Source organism: Arthrobacter sp. NPDC055585, from assembly GCF_053619115.1.
Window position 1 is genome coordinate 171,265 of record NZ_JBSHIT010000006.1, and the last position, 12,930, is coordinate 184,194.

Here is a 12,930-nt window from a genome sequence, read left to right on the forward strand (position 1 = left end):
TGCCGGAATATGCCGCGCTGTCACGCTTGGACGCCGATGTCACGGAGCAGTTCTATGTACTGTAGAATTCAAGCGTTACGGCGTAAAAAGACGCGTCCGCACTATCTTTTCCCCCACAGCACAAGGATGATCCTGCAGCCATGAGCCAAGCCAACGGCGCACGCGCTAAGCAGATCAGTGCTTCCGGGCCCACGGAGGCTCCCTGGCTCCGTATTCTGAAGACTTCCCTGCTCTGGACTGCCATACCGGCAGCCCTGGCTGCCGGAGTAGCAATGCTCGGCCCCGGCGTCAGCGGAGCAGCCAGCGTTGCGGCCGGCTGGGCGCTTATTGCGCTCTTCTTCGGCATCAGCCTCCTGGTTGGCCACATCATGGGGCGCAGGAATCCCTCCGGTGCCATTGGAATGTTCGCCGTAACATATGCCGTCAAAGTCGTCGGTTTCGCGGTGGCCCTGTGGAGTGTGGGAGTGCCCGAATGGCTCGAGCGTCCCTGGTTCGCCTTCGCTGGACTTGGCACCGTGGTGATTTGGCAGGTTGCGGAAATACGCGCCTTCTCCCGCACCCGTCAGCTTATTTTTTCCGATGCGCCCGCACGTGCAGACAACGAAGTGAAAGGAGCCTGAGGTGGCAGCCAAATCAAAGAAGAATGCAGCCGGCCAGGTTCCCGCAGCGTTTGAAGCACCGCTCAGTAAGCGCCGCGCAATCCTCCAATATGTCCTGTCCGGAATCATTGCCCTTGGTTTGATAGGGTGGGGGCTGGACAGTCTTCTGGGGACCCGCTGGATTCTTTTTGCAGGTATCGCCCTGGGCGGGCTGAGCGGTTTTTACGTAGCCGCCGCCCACGGGCTCACTTCCACTAAGCCAAAACCACCTGCGGGTGGAGAGCGGCCGGATGAGGGTTAGACGAAGCAATGTCACACAACTTAGTAAACGGATGCATGCCACATGCCCCCGCCAATGAAATGCCCAACGATGGACAAAGCAGAGAGGAAACGCGTTGATCGCGCTTGCGCTTCCCGCCGCCAATGAAGAGGGGTTTGTTCCACCAACCCTCGATGAAATGCACCTCCCTGAGATCCTTCCCTGGGGCGCCGAGTACGGCGAGGGCTTTGGAAAGCAGATGCTGCTTATCCTCCTGTCCGTTGCCCTGATCAGCTGGTTCTTTATTGCTGCCGCACGGAAGCGGCAGCTTGTTCCGGGCCGGCTGCAGTTCCTGGGCGAGTTCAGCTACAACCTGGTCCGCAACTCGATCGGCCGCGACATCATCGGTGAAAAGGACTTCCGTCCGTTCATCCCGCTGCTGTTCTCGCTGTTCTTCTTCATCCTGCTGAACAACCTGTGGGGCAGCATCCCGCTGGCGCAGCTGCCGACCACCTCACACGTAGGCACGGCGTACGCGCTGGCCGGCATCGTGTACTTCACCTGGATCATCCTGGGCATCAAGAAGCACGGCATCAAGTACTTCAAGTACGCCACTGTTCCCTCCGGTGTTCCGATGGCGATCCTGCCGCTGGTCGTGCTGATCGAAATCATCTCGACCTTCCTGGTCCGCCCGATCACCCACTCGCTGCGACTCTTCGCCACGATGCTCTCGGGCCACCTGATCATCATGCTCGCTGCCTCGGGCACCGAATTCCTGCTGCTGGAGGCCGAAGGCCTGCTGAAGCCGCTCGGTGCGCTGACCCTGGTCGGCGGCGTGGCGATGTTCTTGTTCGAAGTTTTGATCCAGTGCCTGCAGGCGTACGTCTTCACCCTGCTGACTGCGATCTACATCCAAGGCTCAGTCGCAGCCGCGGACCACTAAACCTCCCCTTAGGGGGAAACCCCTGAACCAAACAACCTGCCTGCGGGCATCTTGAAAGGAACAAACCAAATGACTGGTGAAATCAACGGCAGCCTTAACCTCATCGGCTACGGCCTCTCCGCAATCGGTGGTGCAATTGGTGTGGGCCTGGTCTTCGCCGCTTACATCAACGGTGTGGCACGCCAGCCCGAAGCACAGCGCGTGCTGCAGCCGATCGCCTTCCTTGGCCTCGCCCTGACCGAAGCACTCGCCATCCTTGGTCTGGTTTTCGCGTTCGTCCTCGGATAGTTTCAGCGCGTTTTCCCACACCAAGTAGATAGGACGGATGAGAAATGAACGAGGCAGTAATCCTCGCCGCCGCTGAAGGCGCTAATCCTCTGATCCCAAACATCTGGGAGATCCTGGTAACACTGCTTGGCTTCGCCGTGCTGATGTTCATCGTCGTCAAGTTCGTCGTCCCGATGTTCGAGAAGACGTATGCAGAACGTACCGAGGCCATCGAAGGCGGACTTGCCAAGGCCGAGGCAGCACAGGCTGAAGCCAGCGCTGCCCTCGACGAGTACAAGCAGCAGCTGATTGACGCACGCACCGAAGCCAACCGGATCCGTGAGGAAGCGCGCGCTGAAGGCGCTCAGATTCTCGCCGACCTGAAGGCAAAGGCTGCTGCCGAATCGGCACGCATCATGGAACAGTCCCAGGTAACCATCGAAGCAGAGCGCCAGGCAGCAGTTGTCTCGCTCCGCAGCGAAGTCGGAACCCTGGCCACCGAGCTGGCAAGCCGGATTGTTGGCGAATCCCTCGCTGACGATGCACGCTCCGCCCGCGTAGTTGACCGTTTCCTGGATGAGCTGGAAACCTCGCAGAACGCAGGTGCGGTTCAGTAATGGCAGGTATATCGAGCGAGTCACTGGCAGCGGCCCAGGGTCAGTTGGAAGCACGTCTTCCCAACGCGACCCTTGGCCTTGCCGAGGAACTCTTTGGAATCCTGGGCCTCCTGGACGGCCAGACCGGCCTGCTGCGGGCCCTGACTGATCCGGCTCGTGACGGCCATGAGAAGGCAGCCCTGGTCTCCAAACTGGTTGGCGGCAAGGTTTCGGCCGACGCCGAGCAGATTGTTGCTTCTTTGGTTGAATCCCGGTGGCGCACACCGCGCGACCTCGGGGATGCTCTGGAAACCCTGGCTGCAACGGTTGTCTCCGCGGTCGCGGAAAACAAGGGACCGGGTTCCGCCGGCCTTGAGGAACTTGAGGGCGACCTCTTCCGTTTCAACGAGACCGTGGCGTCCAGCCATGAGGTGCAGCGAGCACTGTCCAACCCGCAGGCAACCCTGCAGGCACGGGCAGAGCTGGCAGAGAAACTGGTACCCGGCAGCTCTGACGCTGCGAGGGTACTGATCCGTCAGGCTGTCACCGCTCCGCGCGGACTCCGCCCGACCGCCCTGGTCACCCGGTTCCTGGAACTGGTTGCCGGACGGCAGCAGCGGTGGATCGCCGAAGTGCGGACCAGCCGGCCCCTGACCGATGAGCAGCGCTCCCGGCTGCAGGCGTCTTTGAACGCCCTGTACGGCCGCGAGCTGAAGATCAACGCAACTGTTGATCCCTCGATCGTCGGTGGTATCCGGGTTACGGTGGGCGATGAAGTCGTCGATTCCACCGTAGTGACCCGGTTGTCGGAACTGCGCCGGAAGCTCGCGGTTTAGCCACCTTCGTGGCTTTACCGGGCCATGAGAAACATTTGAGAACCAATCGAAGGTCATCGGCACGAAGCGATGATCACAACATAGGAGAGCAGGGACTGCAGATGGCCGAATTGACCATCAACGCCGACGACGTCCGTAATGCGTTGAATGAATTTGCGGCGTCCTACGAACCCGGAAACGCAGAGCGCGTTGAAGTTGGCCGCGTAACCACCGCCAGCGACGGCATTGCCCGTGTGGAGGGCCTGCCCTCCGTGATGGCGAACGAGCTGCTTCGGTTTGAGGACGGCACGCTGGGCCTGGCCCAGAACCTCGACACCCGTGAAATCGGTGTCGTTGTCCTTGGCGACTTTGGCGGCATTGAAGAAGGCCAGGAAGTTCACCGCACCGGTGAAGTCCTGTCCGTCCCCGTTGGGGATGCCTTCCTCGGCCGCGTCGTCGATCCCCTGGGCGAGCCCATGGATGACATGGGTCCGATCCAGGCTGAAGCACGCCGTGCACTGGAACTCCAGGCACCGGGTGTTACCCAGCGTAAGTCGGTTCACGAGCCGCTTCAGACCGGTCTGAAGGCCATCGACGCCATGATCCCGATCGGCCGCGGCCAGCGCCAGCTGATCATTGGTGACCGCAAGACCGGCAAGACCGCGATCGCCGTCGACACCATCCTGAACCAGAAGGCCAACTGGGCCTCGGGCGACGCCGAGAAGCAGGTGCGCTGCATCTACGTGGCCATCGGCCAGAAGGCTTCCACGATCGCCGAGATCAAGCGGACCCTCGAAGACGCAGGCGCCATGGAGTACACCACCATCGTGGCCTCCCCGGCATCTGACCCCGCAGGCTTCAAGTACCTGGCACCGTACGCCGGCTCGGCCATCGGCCAGCACTGGATGTACGGCGGCAAGCACGTCCTGATCATCTTTGATGATCTCTCGAAGCAGGCTGAAGCCTACCGTGCCGTGTCGCTGCTGCTGCGCCGCCCGCCGGGACGCGAAGCCTACCCGGGTGACGTCTTCTACCTGCACTCCCGCCTGCTGGAGCGCTGCGCAAAGCTCTCCGACGAGCTCGGCGCAGGTTCAATGACCGGCCTGCCGATCATTGAAACCAAGGCAAATGACGTATCGGCTTACATTCCGACCAACGTCATCTCCATCACCGACGGCCAGATCTTCCTTCAGTCGGACCTCTTCAACGCCAACCAGCGCCCCGCCGTGGACGTCGGTATCTCTGTCTCCCGCGTTGGCGGTGCTGCACAGCAGAAGGCCATGAAGAAGGTCTCCGGTACTTTGAAGCTGGAACTGGCCCAGTACCGCGACATGCAGGCATTCGCCATGTTCGCCTCGGACCTGGATGCGGCTTCCCGCCAGCAGCTGACCCGCGGCGCACGCCTGATGGAACTGCTCAAGCAGGGTCAGTACGCTCCGTTCCCCGTTGAAGACCAGGTTGTCTCCATCTGGGCCGGTACGAACGGCTTCCTCGACGACGTTCCGGTGGAAGATGTCCGCCGCTTCGAAACCGAGTTCCTTGACCACGTCCGCCACTCTTCGAAGGTCATGACCGTTCTGGCTGAGACCAACAAGCTCGAAGACTCCACGGTGGATGAACTCAAGACCCTCATCACCAACTTCAAGCAGGGCTTCTTCGGCGAAGGTGACAACCGCATGGTTGCTGCCGGCCACGAAGAAGCATCGGCTCTGGACGAGGATGCAGTCGACCAGGAAAAGATCGTCAAGCAGAAGCGCTAGCGGCTTTGGGTTCCGCGGCCGGTGAAAGCCGGCCGCGGAACTCCTGGCCATTGCCTTAGCCCTAGTCAACGCTAGGAACCGAAAGGAAGAGTATGGGAGCCCAAATTCGGGTCTACCGCCAGAAGATCGCGTCGACCACGTCGATGCAGAAGATCTTCAAGGCGATGGAGCTGATTGCTGCCTCTCGCATTGGAAAGGCCCGCACCCGCGTTGCCGCGGCGCTGCCTTATTCCAATGCGATCACCCGTGCCGTTTCTGCTGTGGCGTCCCAGTCGGAAATCGACCACCCGCTGACTACCGAGCCGGAGCAGATCCGCCGGGCGGCAGTGGTCATCATGACTTCCGACCGCGGTCTTGCCGGATCGTACTCCGCCGGCGTCCTGAAGCAGAGCGAATCGCTTAACGAATTGCTCCGTGAAGAGGGCAAAGAGGTCAAGACGTACCTGGTGGGCCGCAAGGCCCAGGCGTACTACGACTTCCGTGACCGTGCCTACGAGCGCGTGTGGACCGGCGGTACGGATGCGCCCGAGTTCGAGACTGCCCGTGAAATCGGCAAGACACTCCTCGATGACTTCAATACGGCCTATGAAGACGGCGGCGTGGACGAAATCCACATCGTGTTCACGCGCTTCAAGTCCATGGTTGTCCAGGAACCTGCGGTAATCCGTCTGCTGCCGCTGGAAGTAGTCGAAGAGGAAGCACCGTCCGAATCGGACATCCTGCCCCTCTACGAGTACGAGCCCGAACCGGAACAGGTTCTTGACGCACTGCTGCCGCGCTACATCGAGTCGCGCATCTTCGCAGCAATGCTTCAGGCCGCCGCTTCTGAGCTCGCAGCCCGCCAGCGCGCCATGAAGTCCGCAGGGGACAACGCCTCCGAACTTATTAAGAAGTACACCCGTCTTCGTAATAACGCCCGTCAGGCTGAAATCACCCAGGAACTCTCCGAGATCGTGGCAGGTGCGGACGCGCTCAGCGCTTCCTAGCCCGCCTTCGAAGAGATCCATCAGAAAATACTTAGTCCACACGCCATCTAACTGAGTGAAGTGAGAGAGATGACTGCCCAAACTGCCGAGCACGGAGCAACCTCCGTAGCACCGGGCGCCACAGGCCGTATCGCCCGTGTCATTGGCCCGGTTGTCGACGTCGAATTCCCGGCTGACGCAATCCCCACAATCTACAACGCACTCACCACTGAGCTGACGCTCAACGGTGAGACCAAAACCATCACGTTCGAGACCTCCCAGCACCTGGGTGACAACCTCGTCCGCGCCATCTCCCTGCAGGCCACCGACGGCCTGGTCCGCGGCGCTGCCGTGGTCGACACCGGTGCTCCGATCTCCGTTCCCGTTGGTGACGGCGTCAAGGGCCACATCTTCAACGTGCTCGGTGAGCCGCTGGATGTTCCGGCTGAGCAGCTGGAAATCAGCGAACGCTGGCCGATCCACCGCAAGGCCCCGAACTTCGCGGACCTTGAGGGCTCCACCGAGATGCTGGAAACCGGCATCAAGGTCATCGACCTTCTCACCCCGTACATCAAGGGTGGAAAGATCGGCCTGTTCGGCGGCGCCGGCGTTGGCAAGACCGTTCTGATCCAGGAAATGATCACCCGTGTTGCCCGTAACTTCGGCGGCACCTCGGTGTTCGCCGGTGTTGGCGAGCGTACCCGTGAAGGCAACGACCTCTGGGTTGAAATGGAAGAGGCAGGCGTCCTGAAGGACACCGCCCTTGTATTCGGCCAGATGGATGAGCCGCCGGGAACGCGTCTGCGCGTTGCACTGTCCGGCCTGACCATGGCGGAGTACTTCCGCGATGTGCAGAACCAGGACGTGCTGCTCTTCATCGACAACATCTTCCGCTTCACCCAGGCCGGTTCCGAGGTGTCGACCCTGCTGGGCCGCATGCCTTCCGCCGTGGGCTACCAGCCCAACCTGGCTGACGAGATGGGTCTGCTGCAGGAGCGCATCACCTCGACCAAGGGCCACTCCATCACCTCGATGCAGGCCATTTACGTCCCGGCTGATGACTACACCGACCCGGCTCCGGCCACCACCTTCGCGCACCTGGATGCCACCACGGAACTTTCCCGTGAAATCGCATCCCGTGGCCTGTACCCGGCCGTGGATCCGCTGACTTCAACCTCGCGTATCCTCGACCCGCAGTACGTTGGCCAGGAGCACTACGACACGGCTGTCCGCGTCAAGCAGATCCTCCAGAAGAACAAGGAACTGCAGGACATCATTGCCATCCTCGGCATTGACGAACTGGGCGAAGAAGACAAGATCGTCGTCGCCCGTGCACGCCGCATCCAGCAGTTCCTGTCGCAGAACACCTACACCGCCAAGCAGTTCACCGGCGTCGAAGGCTCGACCGTGTCCGTCAAGGACACCATCGAAGGCTTCAAGGCCATCTGCGACGGCGACGTGGACCACATTGCCGAGCAGGCCTTCTTCAACGTTGGCGGCATGGACGATGTTGAGCGTCAGTGGGCGAAGATCCAAGAGCAGACCGGGAAGTAAGCCCCATGGCTGACACTGCTGAACTCGAAGTCGAGATTGTCGCGGCCGACCACTTCGTGTGGTCCGGCCCGGCAAAGATGGTCAAGGCACGCACTGCAGACGGTGAAATCGGGATCCTTCCCGGCCACGCGCCGGTGCTGGCGATCCTGGCCGAGGGCGAGCTGGCCATCGAACCGGTGTCCGGCAGCCGCATCACCGTTGGCGTTGACGGCGGATTCTTCTCCGTCGACTCCAACCGTGTGGTCATCGTCGCGGACAACGCCCAGCTGAACGACGCAGCCAACGCTGGGACCCGCTGACCCCCTCCAATGGACAGTACCTACGTGTTCATTGCGCTGGCAGCCTTCTTTGGCCTGCTGGCACTTGCAACGGCGCTTTTCTGGGTGCGCCGCACACAGCTGCGGCGCACCCTGGGTACCTTCGACGCCTCCATCTGCTTCCCGCCCGGCGGGTGGCGGATGGGGGTTTGCCGTTATACGGACACCCACCTGGAATGGCTCCGTCTGTTCTCACTGAGCCCGCGCCCGCCGTACCGGTTCCTGCGCAGCTCCCTGCTGCTGAAGGGGTGGCGCCAGCCCACTGAGGCTGAGCGCGCCCGGATTCAGCCCGGAGCGCTGGTAGTGACCTTCGAGTACGAGGGACGCGAACTGCTCATGGCGATGAAATACGACGTCTACACGGGACTGTCTTCCTGGCTGGAAGCCGGACCGGTGATAGGCATCGGCACCTGGCGCTGAGGCCCGGGACTAAGTACGCGCAAAGGCGCAGGGAATCTTCCCTGCGCCTTTGCACGTATCCGGCGCCTGTCGGGCGGCAGGGGCAGCGGACACCTAGTATGGAGGAATGGAAGACGTCATTGTTGTCACCGGCCCCTCCACGCTCAACGGCTCGGTGACAGTCCCGGGGGCAAAGAATTCAGTACTCAAGCTCATGGCAGCAACGCTGTTGGCGCAGGGACGTTCCACCATCACGAATGTGCCCAACATCCAGGATGTCTGGATCATGTCCGAGCTGCTGCGCCGGCTCGGCTGCACCGTGGATTACGAGGCCGATGCCGCTGAAGTGCGGATCGACGTTCCAGCCGTTCCCGGCCACCAGGCGGACTACGACCTGGTGCGTGCCATGCGTGCCTCTATTTCCGTTCTTGGTCCCCTGGTGGCCCGCTGCCGGCGTGCCGAGGTAGCCCTCCCCGGCGGGGATGCGATTGGCTCGCGCGGCCTGGACATGCACCGTTCAGGACTGGAAGCCATGGGAACCTCCATCTCGATCGACCACGGTTACCTGATTGCCTCCGTGCCCGAGGGTCTGCACGGTGCCCGCCACATCCTGGACTTCCCCTCGGTCGGTGCCACCGAGAACATCATGATGGCCGCAACCCTGGCCCGCGGCACCACCGTCATCGACAACGCTGCCCGGGAACCGGAGATCACCGACATCGCGCAGATGCTGACCTCAATGGGGGCCCGGATCAGCGGTGTCGGCACCAATACCCTGGTGATCGAAGGCGTGGAGAAGCTTTCACCGGTTACCCACCGGGTTGTTCCGGACCGCATTGTCGCCGGAACCTGGGCGTTTGCAGCTGCGATCACCGGCGGGAACATTCAAGTGCGCAACGCAGACCCGCGGGCGCTCACCGTTGTGCTGGACAAGCTGGCGCAGGCCGGCTGCGTCGTTGAAACCAGCCAGGACGGATTCACCGTCAAGGGGCCGTCGCGTCCTGAGCCGATCAACGTTTCCACCCTGCCCTACCCGGGCTTCCCCACGGACCTGCAGCCCTTTGTGGTTGCCCTTAATGCCGTTTCCACGGGATCGGGGATGGTCACCGAGAATGTCTTTGAAGCCCGCTGGGGTTTCACCTCCGAGCTGGCACGGCTGGGGGCAGTGGTGCGCCTGGACGGCCACCACGCCCTGATCCAGGGTGTTTCCCGGCTCTCCGGCGCTCCGGTGGAAGCCAATGACATCCGTGCCGGTGCGGCGCTGGTCATAGCCGGACTGGCAGCCGAGGGAACCACCGAAGTCAGGGGAGTGGACCACATCGACCGCGGCTATGAGAGGTTCATGGAGTCACTGCGCGGACTGGGAGCCAATGTGCTGCGCCGCCGCAGCTGACACTGCCGGAAAACCGTCCGGATACAGCAAAAGCGGGGACCGGCCGGTCCCCGCTTTTGCTGGTGCTAAGAACTAGAGGGCGGTTACGCCGGTGGCCTGGGGGCCCTTGGCGCCCTGGCCGATCTCGAATTCAACGCGCTGGTTCTCATCCAGGGTCTTGAACCCGTTGGACTGGATTTCCGAGTAGTGGACGAAAACGTCGCCGTCGGAATCATCCGGGGTAATGAAGCCAAAACCCTTTTCCGCGTTAAACCATTTGACGGTTCCCTGTGCCATTTGCCTATCTCCTTTATTACTGGAACTGTACCGGCACACCTCGTGCCTGTGGTTGTTACCGAAGCGGGAAGTCCAGGTTCCCTGCCGGTCAGCAGTTCCTACAGGAGCTTCACGCTCGCAACCGTCTTGCGAGCATGAAAAACACCTACACAAAGACTGGTTATAGCGTTACATACCACTAAAGACCCGTCAACGGATTCGAAGAAAAAGTTCGCAGAATTTTTGGCCCTTGTTTTGCGCGCATAAACCGCCCGGTTTAAACGCTTAGAACAGGCGCGACTCGACGTCGTCCACGCCGCGCATTTCGTCGTAGTCCAGGGTTAGGCAATCAATGCCGCGGTCCGTTGCCAGCACCCGTGCCTGGGGCTTGATCTGCTGCGCGGCAAACACGCCGCGCACCGGTGCCAGCAGGGGATCGCGGTTCAGCAGTTCCAGGTAACGGGTGAGCTGCTCGACACCGTCAATATCCCCCCGGCGCTTGAGCTCCACAGCAACCGTGCCGCCGTCGGCATCGCGGGCGAGGATGTCCACCGGACCAATCGCGGTCATGTATTCCCGGCGAATCAGGGTGTAGCCCTCGCCCAGCTTGGTGATCTGCTCAGCCAGCAGACGCTGCAGGTCTGCTTCGACGCCGTCCTTGATGAGGCCCGGATCGGTGCCCAGGTCATGGGCCACGTCGGAGAGGTGCTCGTAGACGCTGATGACCAGCTTGTCATCGGTCTTGGCGCTCTGGACGTTCCATACCTCCACCACGCCTGCCTCGGCGTCGTCCTCGCCGGGTTCGGTGATCCGCAGCGTTGCGGGCGGACTCATCCAGTTCAGCGGTTTGTAGGAACCGCCGTCGGAATGGATCAGGACGGAACCGTCCGCCTTCACCATCAGCAGGCGGGTAGCGAGGGGCAGATGGGCACGGAGGCGGCCGACGTAGTCAACGGAGCAGCGGGCTATCACTAAACGCACAGTTGCACTTTACCGGTTCGGCTGCGGCAAGATGGTTTTATGCCCCGCTCCAACCGTCCCCGCCGGCAGCTGCCGGCTTCCAGTACCGCTGCCGGGCGCAACGCGCGCCGCAAATGGGCAGCGCCGGTCCCGGAAATCGACCTGGAGCGTTCGAGGGCAGGGCTGCCGCAGCGTGAATCAGCCTCCGACGGTGAATGGTCGGTGCGCAGGATCACGGCACGCAATGCCGCCAAGGACTACCGGTGCCCCGGCTGCGGTCAGGTCATTCCGCCCGGCACCGAACACCTGGTGGTGTGGCAGGAGGACTCCCTCTTTGGCCGGCAGAGCGCGGTAGAGGACCGCCGGCACTGGCACGCACGGTGCTGGCGCACCCGGCCCGGATCCGTTCCGCTCCGCTAGCCCGGCCTGCAGGTTGTGCCTAGAGCCTGTCCTGCCGGGCGATGACGACTTCCTTCATCAGCAGCAGCACGGCAGCCGCCGTCGGGATGGCGATCAGGGCGCCCAGAACACCAAGAAGCGATCCGCCGGCGATGACGGCAATGACCGCCACGGCGCCGGGAACTGCCACCGCCCGCTGCATCACGCGCGGGGAAACGAAGTACGCCTCAAACTGCAGATACGCCATATATAGGATCGCGAAGACCACAGCGGTCTGCCAGCTGGAGGTCAGGGCCACCAGGGACACAAGCACCAGCGCGATCGGCGGCCCGACCAGCGGAATGAAGGCCAGGAGTGCGACGACGAACGCCAGCAGGATCGAGAACGGCACACCGGTGATGGTCATGATGATGAATGCGTACAGAGCGTCCAGCAGTGCGACGAAGCCCTGTCCGATCACGTAGTTGCCCACGCTGCCGGTGATTTCCTCCGAGAGTGCTTCCACGCGCTTGCGCCGGCTCCGCGGGGCCAGCCGGTAGGCCCACTTTTTCATCGACGGCAGCGAAGCCAGGAAGTACAGCGTCAGCACCAGGATGATCAGCGCACCGAACAGGCCGTTGGCGATCACCGTTCCGACGCTGAGTACGCCGCCGAAGATACCGCCAACGGCGTCGGTGTTGGAGAAGAACTTCTGCACTTCCTCGTCAATGCGTTCGCGGACCTTAAACTGCTCTTCAATCGTGACGAAGAAGTCCGAGGAGAGGAACCGGTCAATATACCCGGGGGCGTTGTTGACGATTTCGGTGGTCTGGCTGACGATCGTCGGGATCAGCGTGGCGAAGAACCCGGCTACGGCACCGGCGAGCACCAGCACGGTGATGGCTATGCCGGCAGGCCGCGGAACGCCCCGGGCGCTGAGCCAGCGGACCACCGGATCCAGCCCCAGGGCTATGAACAGCGCCGCACCGATCCAGACGAGCAGTTCACCGACGTTGGTGATGATGAAGAACAGCAGCAGGGCAAAGCCCACACCCACCGTGAACATGAAACCGAACCGGATGGGGTGTTTTTCCGGACCTCCAGTGCCCGGCAGCGGCGGGGTGCCGCCGAACCGGCGGCGCTCGTCGGAGAGTTTGGCGTCCGGGTCCACCTCGGGCTCGGGCAGCGGCTCGGGCGCCTGGTCCTCCGGCGGGAAATCGAAGCGGGGCCGGGGTCGTGCCCCGGGAACATGGGAAATCAGCCGGCGCAGACGGTCACCGCCGGAGGCCAGCCGGCCGCGCCGGGGCGTTGGCTCTTCTCCCGGGGCGGGGAGTGGCTCGTCGACGGGAACATCCCTGTCTTCACTCATCGAACGTTAGCTCTCTCCTGGTGCCTGCACTGCTGCGCGGGGAGTTCCGTGCCGCGCCAGATTATCAGTCGAACACCCGCGGCGGCGGCAGGCCCGCTGCG

16 protein-coding genes are annotated in these 12,930 nt (G+C 62.3%); 13 read left to right on the forward strand and 3 right to left on the reverse strand.

Features of this window, described 5'->3' with window-relative positions:
* Window positions 1-140: 140 nt before the first annotated feature.
* From ACWGQ2_RS11940 to murA, 12 genes are all read left to right on the forward strand, one after another.
* Window positions 141-620 (forward strand): hypothetical protein, encoded by a 480-nt coding sequence (locus ACWGQ2_RS11940; protein WP_452017510.1) that lies wholly within the window; start codon window positions 141-143, stop codon window positions 618-620.
* A 1-nt stretch (window position 621) separates the two neighbouring features.
* A complete protein-coding gene (locus ACWGQ2_RS11945) occupies window positions 622-900 on the forward strand; it encodes a hypothetical protein (RefSeq protein WP_422400731.1) in 279 nt (92 codons plus the stop codon).
* A 94-nt stretch (window positions 901-994) separates the two neighbouring features.
* Window positions 995-1,801 carry a F0F1 ATP synthase subunit A gene (gene atpB, locus ACWGQ2_RS11950; RefSeq protein WP_452017512.1) on the forward strand — a complete coding sequence of 269 codons (807 nt, stop codon included), beginning with the start codon at window positions 995-997 and terminating at the stop codon, window positions 1,799-1,801.
* A 69-nt stretch (window positions 1,802-1,870) separates the two neighbouring features.
* Window positions 1,871-2,089, forward strand: a complete 219-nt coding sequence (atpE, locus tag ACWGQ2_RS11955) for an ATP synthase F0 subunit C (protein ID WP_055239627.1) — start codon at window positions 1,871-1,873, stop codon at window positions 2,087-2,089.
* A 44-nt stretch (window positions 2,090-2,133) separates the two neighbouring features.
* Window positions 2,134-2,685, forward strand: a complete 552-nt coding sequence (locus tag ACWGQ2_RS11960) for a F0F1 ATP synthase subunit B (RefSeq protein ID WP_452017514.1) — start codon at window positions 2,134-2,136, stop codon at window positions 2,683-2,685.
* A complete protein-coding gene (locus ACWGQ2_RS11965; protein WP_452017516.1) occupies window positions 2,685-3,500 on the forward strand; it encodes a F0F1 ATP synthase subunit delta in 816 nt (271 codons plus the stop codon). The genes ACWGQ2_RS11960 and ACWGQ2_RS11965 overlap by 1 nt, the downstream gene beginning before the upstream one ends.
* A 101-nt stretch (window positions 3,501-3,601) precedes the next feature.
* Window positions 3,602-5,239 (forward strand): F0F1 ATP synthase subunit alpha, encoded by a 1,638-nt coding sequence (gene atpA, locus ACWGQ2_RS11970; protein ID WP_452017518.1) that lies wholly within the window; start codon window positions 3,602-3,604, stop codon window positions 5,237-5,239.
* 92 nt (window positions 5,240-5,331) lie between these two features.
* On the forward strand, window positions 5,332-6,225 hold the full coding sequence (locus tag ACWGQ2_RS11975) for a F0F1 ATP synthase subunit gamma (RefSeq protein ID WP_091603472.1): 894 nt from the start codon (window positions 5,332-5,334) through the stop codon (window positions 6,223-6,225).
* A gap of 69 nt (window positions 6,226-6,294) precedes the next feature.
* The gene (gene atpD / locus ACWGQ2_RS11980) at window positions 6,295-7,758 is read left to right on the forward strand and encodes a F0F1 ATP synthase subunit beta (protein WP_452017521.1); all 1,464 of its coding nucleotides are present in this window, start codon (window positions 6,295-6,297) and stop codon (window positions 7,756-7,758) included.
* Between the two features lie 5 nt (window positions 7,759-7,763).
* Window positions 7,764-8,057, forward strand: coding sequence for a F0F1 ATP synthase subunit epsilon (locus tag ACWGQ2_RS11985; RefSeq protein ID WP_055239633.1), 294 nt, complete (start codon window positions 7,764-7,766; stop codon window positions 8,055-8,057).
* A 9-nt stretch (window positions 8,058-8,066) separates the two neighbouring features.
* Window positions 8,067-8,495, forward strand: coding sequence for a DUF2550 domain-containing protein (locus tag ACWGQ2_RS11990; RefSeq protein WP_452017523.1), 429 nt, complete (start codon window positions 8,067-8,069; stop codon window positions 8,493-8,495).
* 106 nt (window positions 8,496-8,601) lie between these two features.
* A complete protein-coding gene (gene murA / locus ACWGQ2_RS11995; RefSeq protein ID WP_452017525.1) occupies window positions 8,602-9,867 on the forward strand; it encodes a UDP-N-acetylglucosamine 1-carboxyvinyltransferase in 1,266 nt (421 codons plus the stop codon).
* A gap of 72 nt (window positions 9,868-9,939) precedes the next feature.
* Here the strand turns inward: murA and ACWGQ2_RS12000 are convergent, their stop codons facing one another.
* Together ACWGQ2_RS12000 and nucS are read right to left on the reverse strand one after the other, a co-directional pair.
* Window positions 9,940-10,143, reverse strand: a complete 204-nt coding sequence (locus ACWGQ2_RS12000) for a cold-shock protein (protein ID WP_325790278.1) — start codon at window positions 10,141-10,143, stop codon at window positions 9,940-9,942.
* A 264-nt stretch (window positions 10,144-10,407) separates the two neighbouring features.
* Window positions 10,408-11,103, reverse strand: coding sequence for an endonuclease NucS (gene nucS, locus ACWGQ2_RS12005; protein WP_452017527.1), 696 nt, complete (start codon window positions 11,101-11,103; stop codon window positions 10,408-10,410).
* A gap of 39 nt (window positions 11,104-11,142) precedes the next feature.
* On the opposite strand from nucS, the gene ACWGQ2_RS12010 reads away from it, so the two are divergent.
* A complete protein-coding gene (locus tag ACWGQ2_RS12010; RefSeq protein WP_452017529.1) occupies window positions 11,143-11,502 on the forward strand; it encodes a hypothetical protein in 360 nt (119 codons plus the stop codon).
* Window positions 11,503-11,521: 19 nt separating this feature from the next.
* Here ACWGQ2_RS12010 and ACWGQ2_RS12015 read toward each other — a convergent pair whose 3' ends face one another.
* A complete protein-coding gene (locus ACWGQ2_RS12015) occupies window positions 11,522-12,829 on the reverse strand; it encodes an AI-2E family transporter (RefSeq protein WP_452017531.1) in 1,308 nt (435 codons plus the stop codon).
* Window positions 12,830-12,930: the final 101 nt, after the last annotated feature.

Coding starts and splice junctions, on each gene's coding strand:
- ACWGQ2_RS11975 (WP_091603472.1), top strand. CDS start 5,332: ATGGGAGCCCAAATTCGGGTCTACCGCCAGAAGATCGCGTCGACCACG.
- atpD (WP_452017521.1), top strand. CDS start 6,295: ATGACTGCCCAAACTGCCGAGCACGGAGCAACCTCCGTAGCACCGGGC.
- ACWGQ2_RS11985 (WP_055239633.1), top strand. CDS start 7,764: ATGGCTGACACTGCTGAACTCGAAGTCGAGATTGTCGCGGCCGACCAC.
- ACWGQ2_RS12000 (WP_325790278.1), bottom strand. CDS start 10,143: ATGGCACAGGGAACCGTCAAATGGTTTAACGCGGAAAAGGGTTTTGGC.
- murA (WP_452017525.1), top strand. CDS start 8,602: ATGGAAGACGTCATTGTTGTCACCGGCCCCTCCACGCTCAACGGCTCG.
- atpE (WP_055239627.1), top strand. CDS start 1,871: ATGACTGGTGAAATCAACGGCAGCCTTAACCTCATCGGCTACGGCCTC.
- ACWGQ2_RS11965 (WP_452017516.1), top strand. CDS start 2,685: ATGGCAGGTATATCGAGCGAGTCACTGGCAGCGGCCCAGGGTCAGTTG.
- ACWGQ2_RS11960 (WP_452017514.1), top strand. CDS start 2,134: ATGAACGAGGCAGTAATCCTCGCCGCCGCTGAAGGCGCTAATCCTCTG.
- atpA (WP_452017518.1), top strand. CDS start 3,602: ATGGCCGAATTGACCATCAACGCCGACGACGTCCGTAATGCGTTGAAT.
- ACWGQ2_RS11940 (WP_452017510.1), top strand. CDS start 141: ATGAGCCAAGCCAACGGCGCACGCGCTAAGCAGATCAGTGCTTCCGGG.
- ACWGQ2_RS12015 (WP_452017531.1), bottom strand. CDS start 12,829: ATGAGTGAAGACAGGGATGTTCCCGTCGACGAGCCACTCCCCGCCCCG.
- ACWGQ2_RS12010 (WP_452017529.1), top strand. CDS start 11,143: ATGCCCCGCTCCAACCGTCCCCGCCGGCAGCTGCCGGCTTCCAGTACC.
- ACWGQ2_RS11990 (WP_452017523.1), top strand. CDS start 8,067: ATGGACAGTACCTACGTGTTCATTGCGCTGGCAGCCTTCTTTGGCCTG.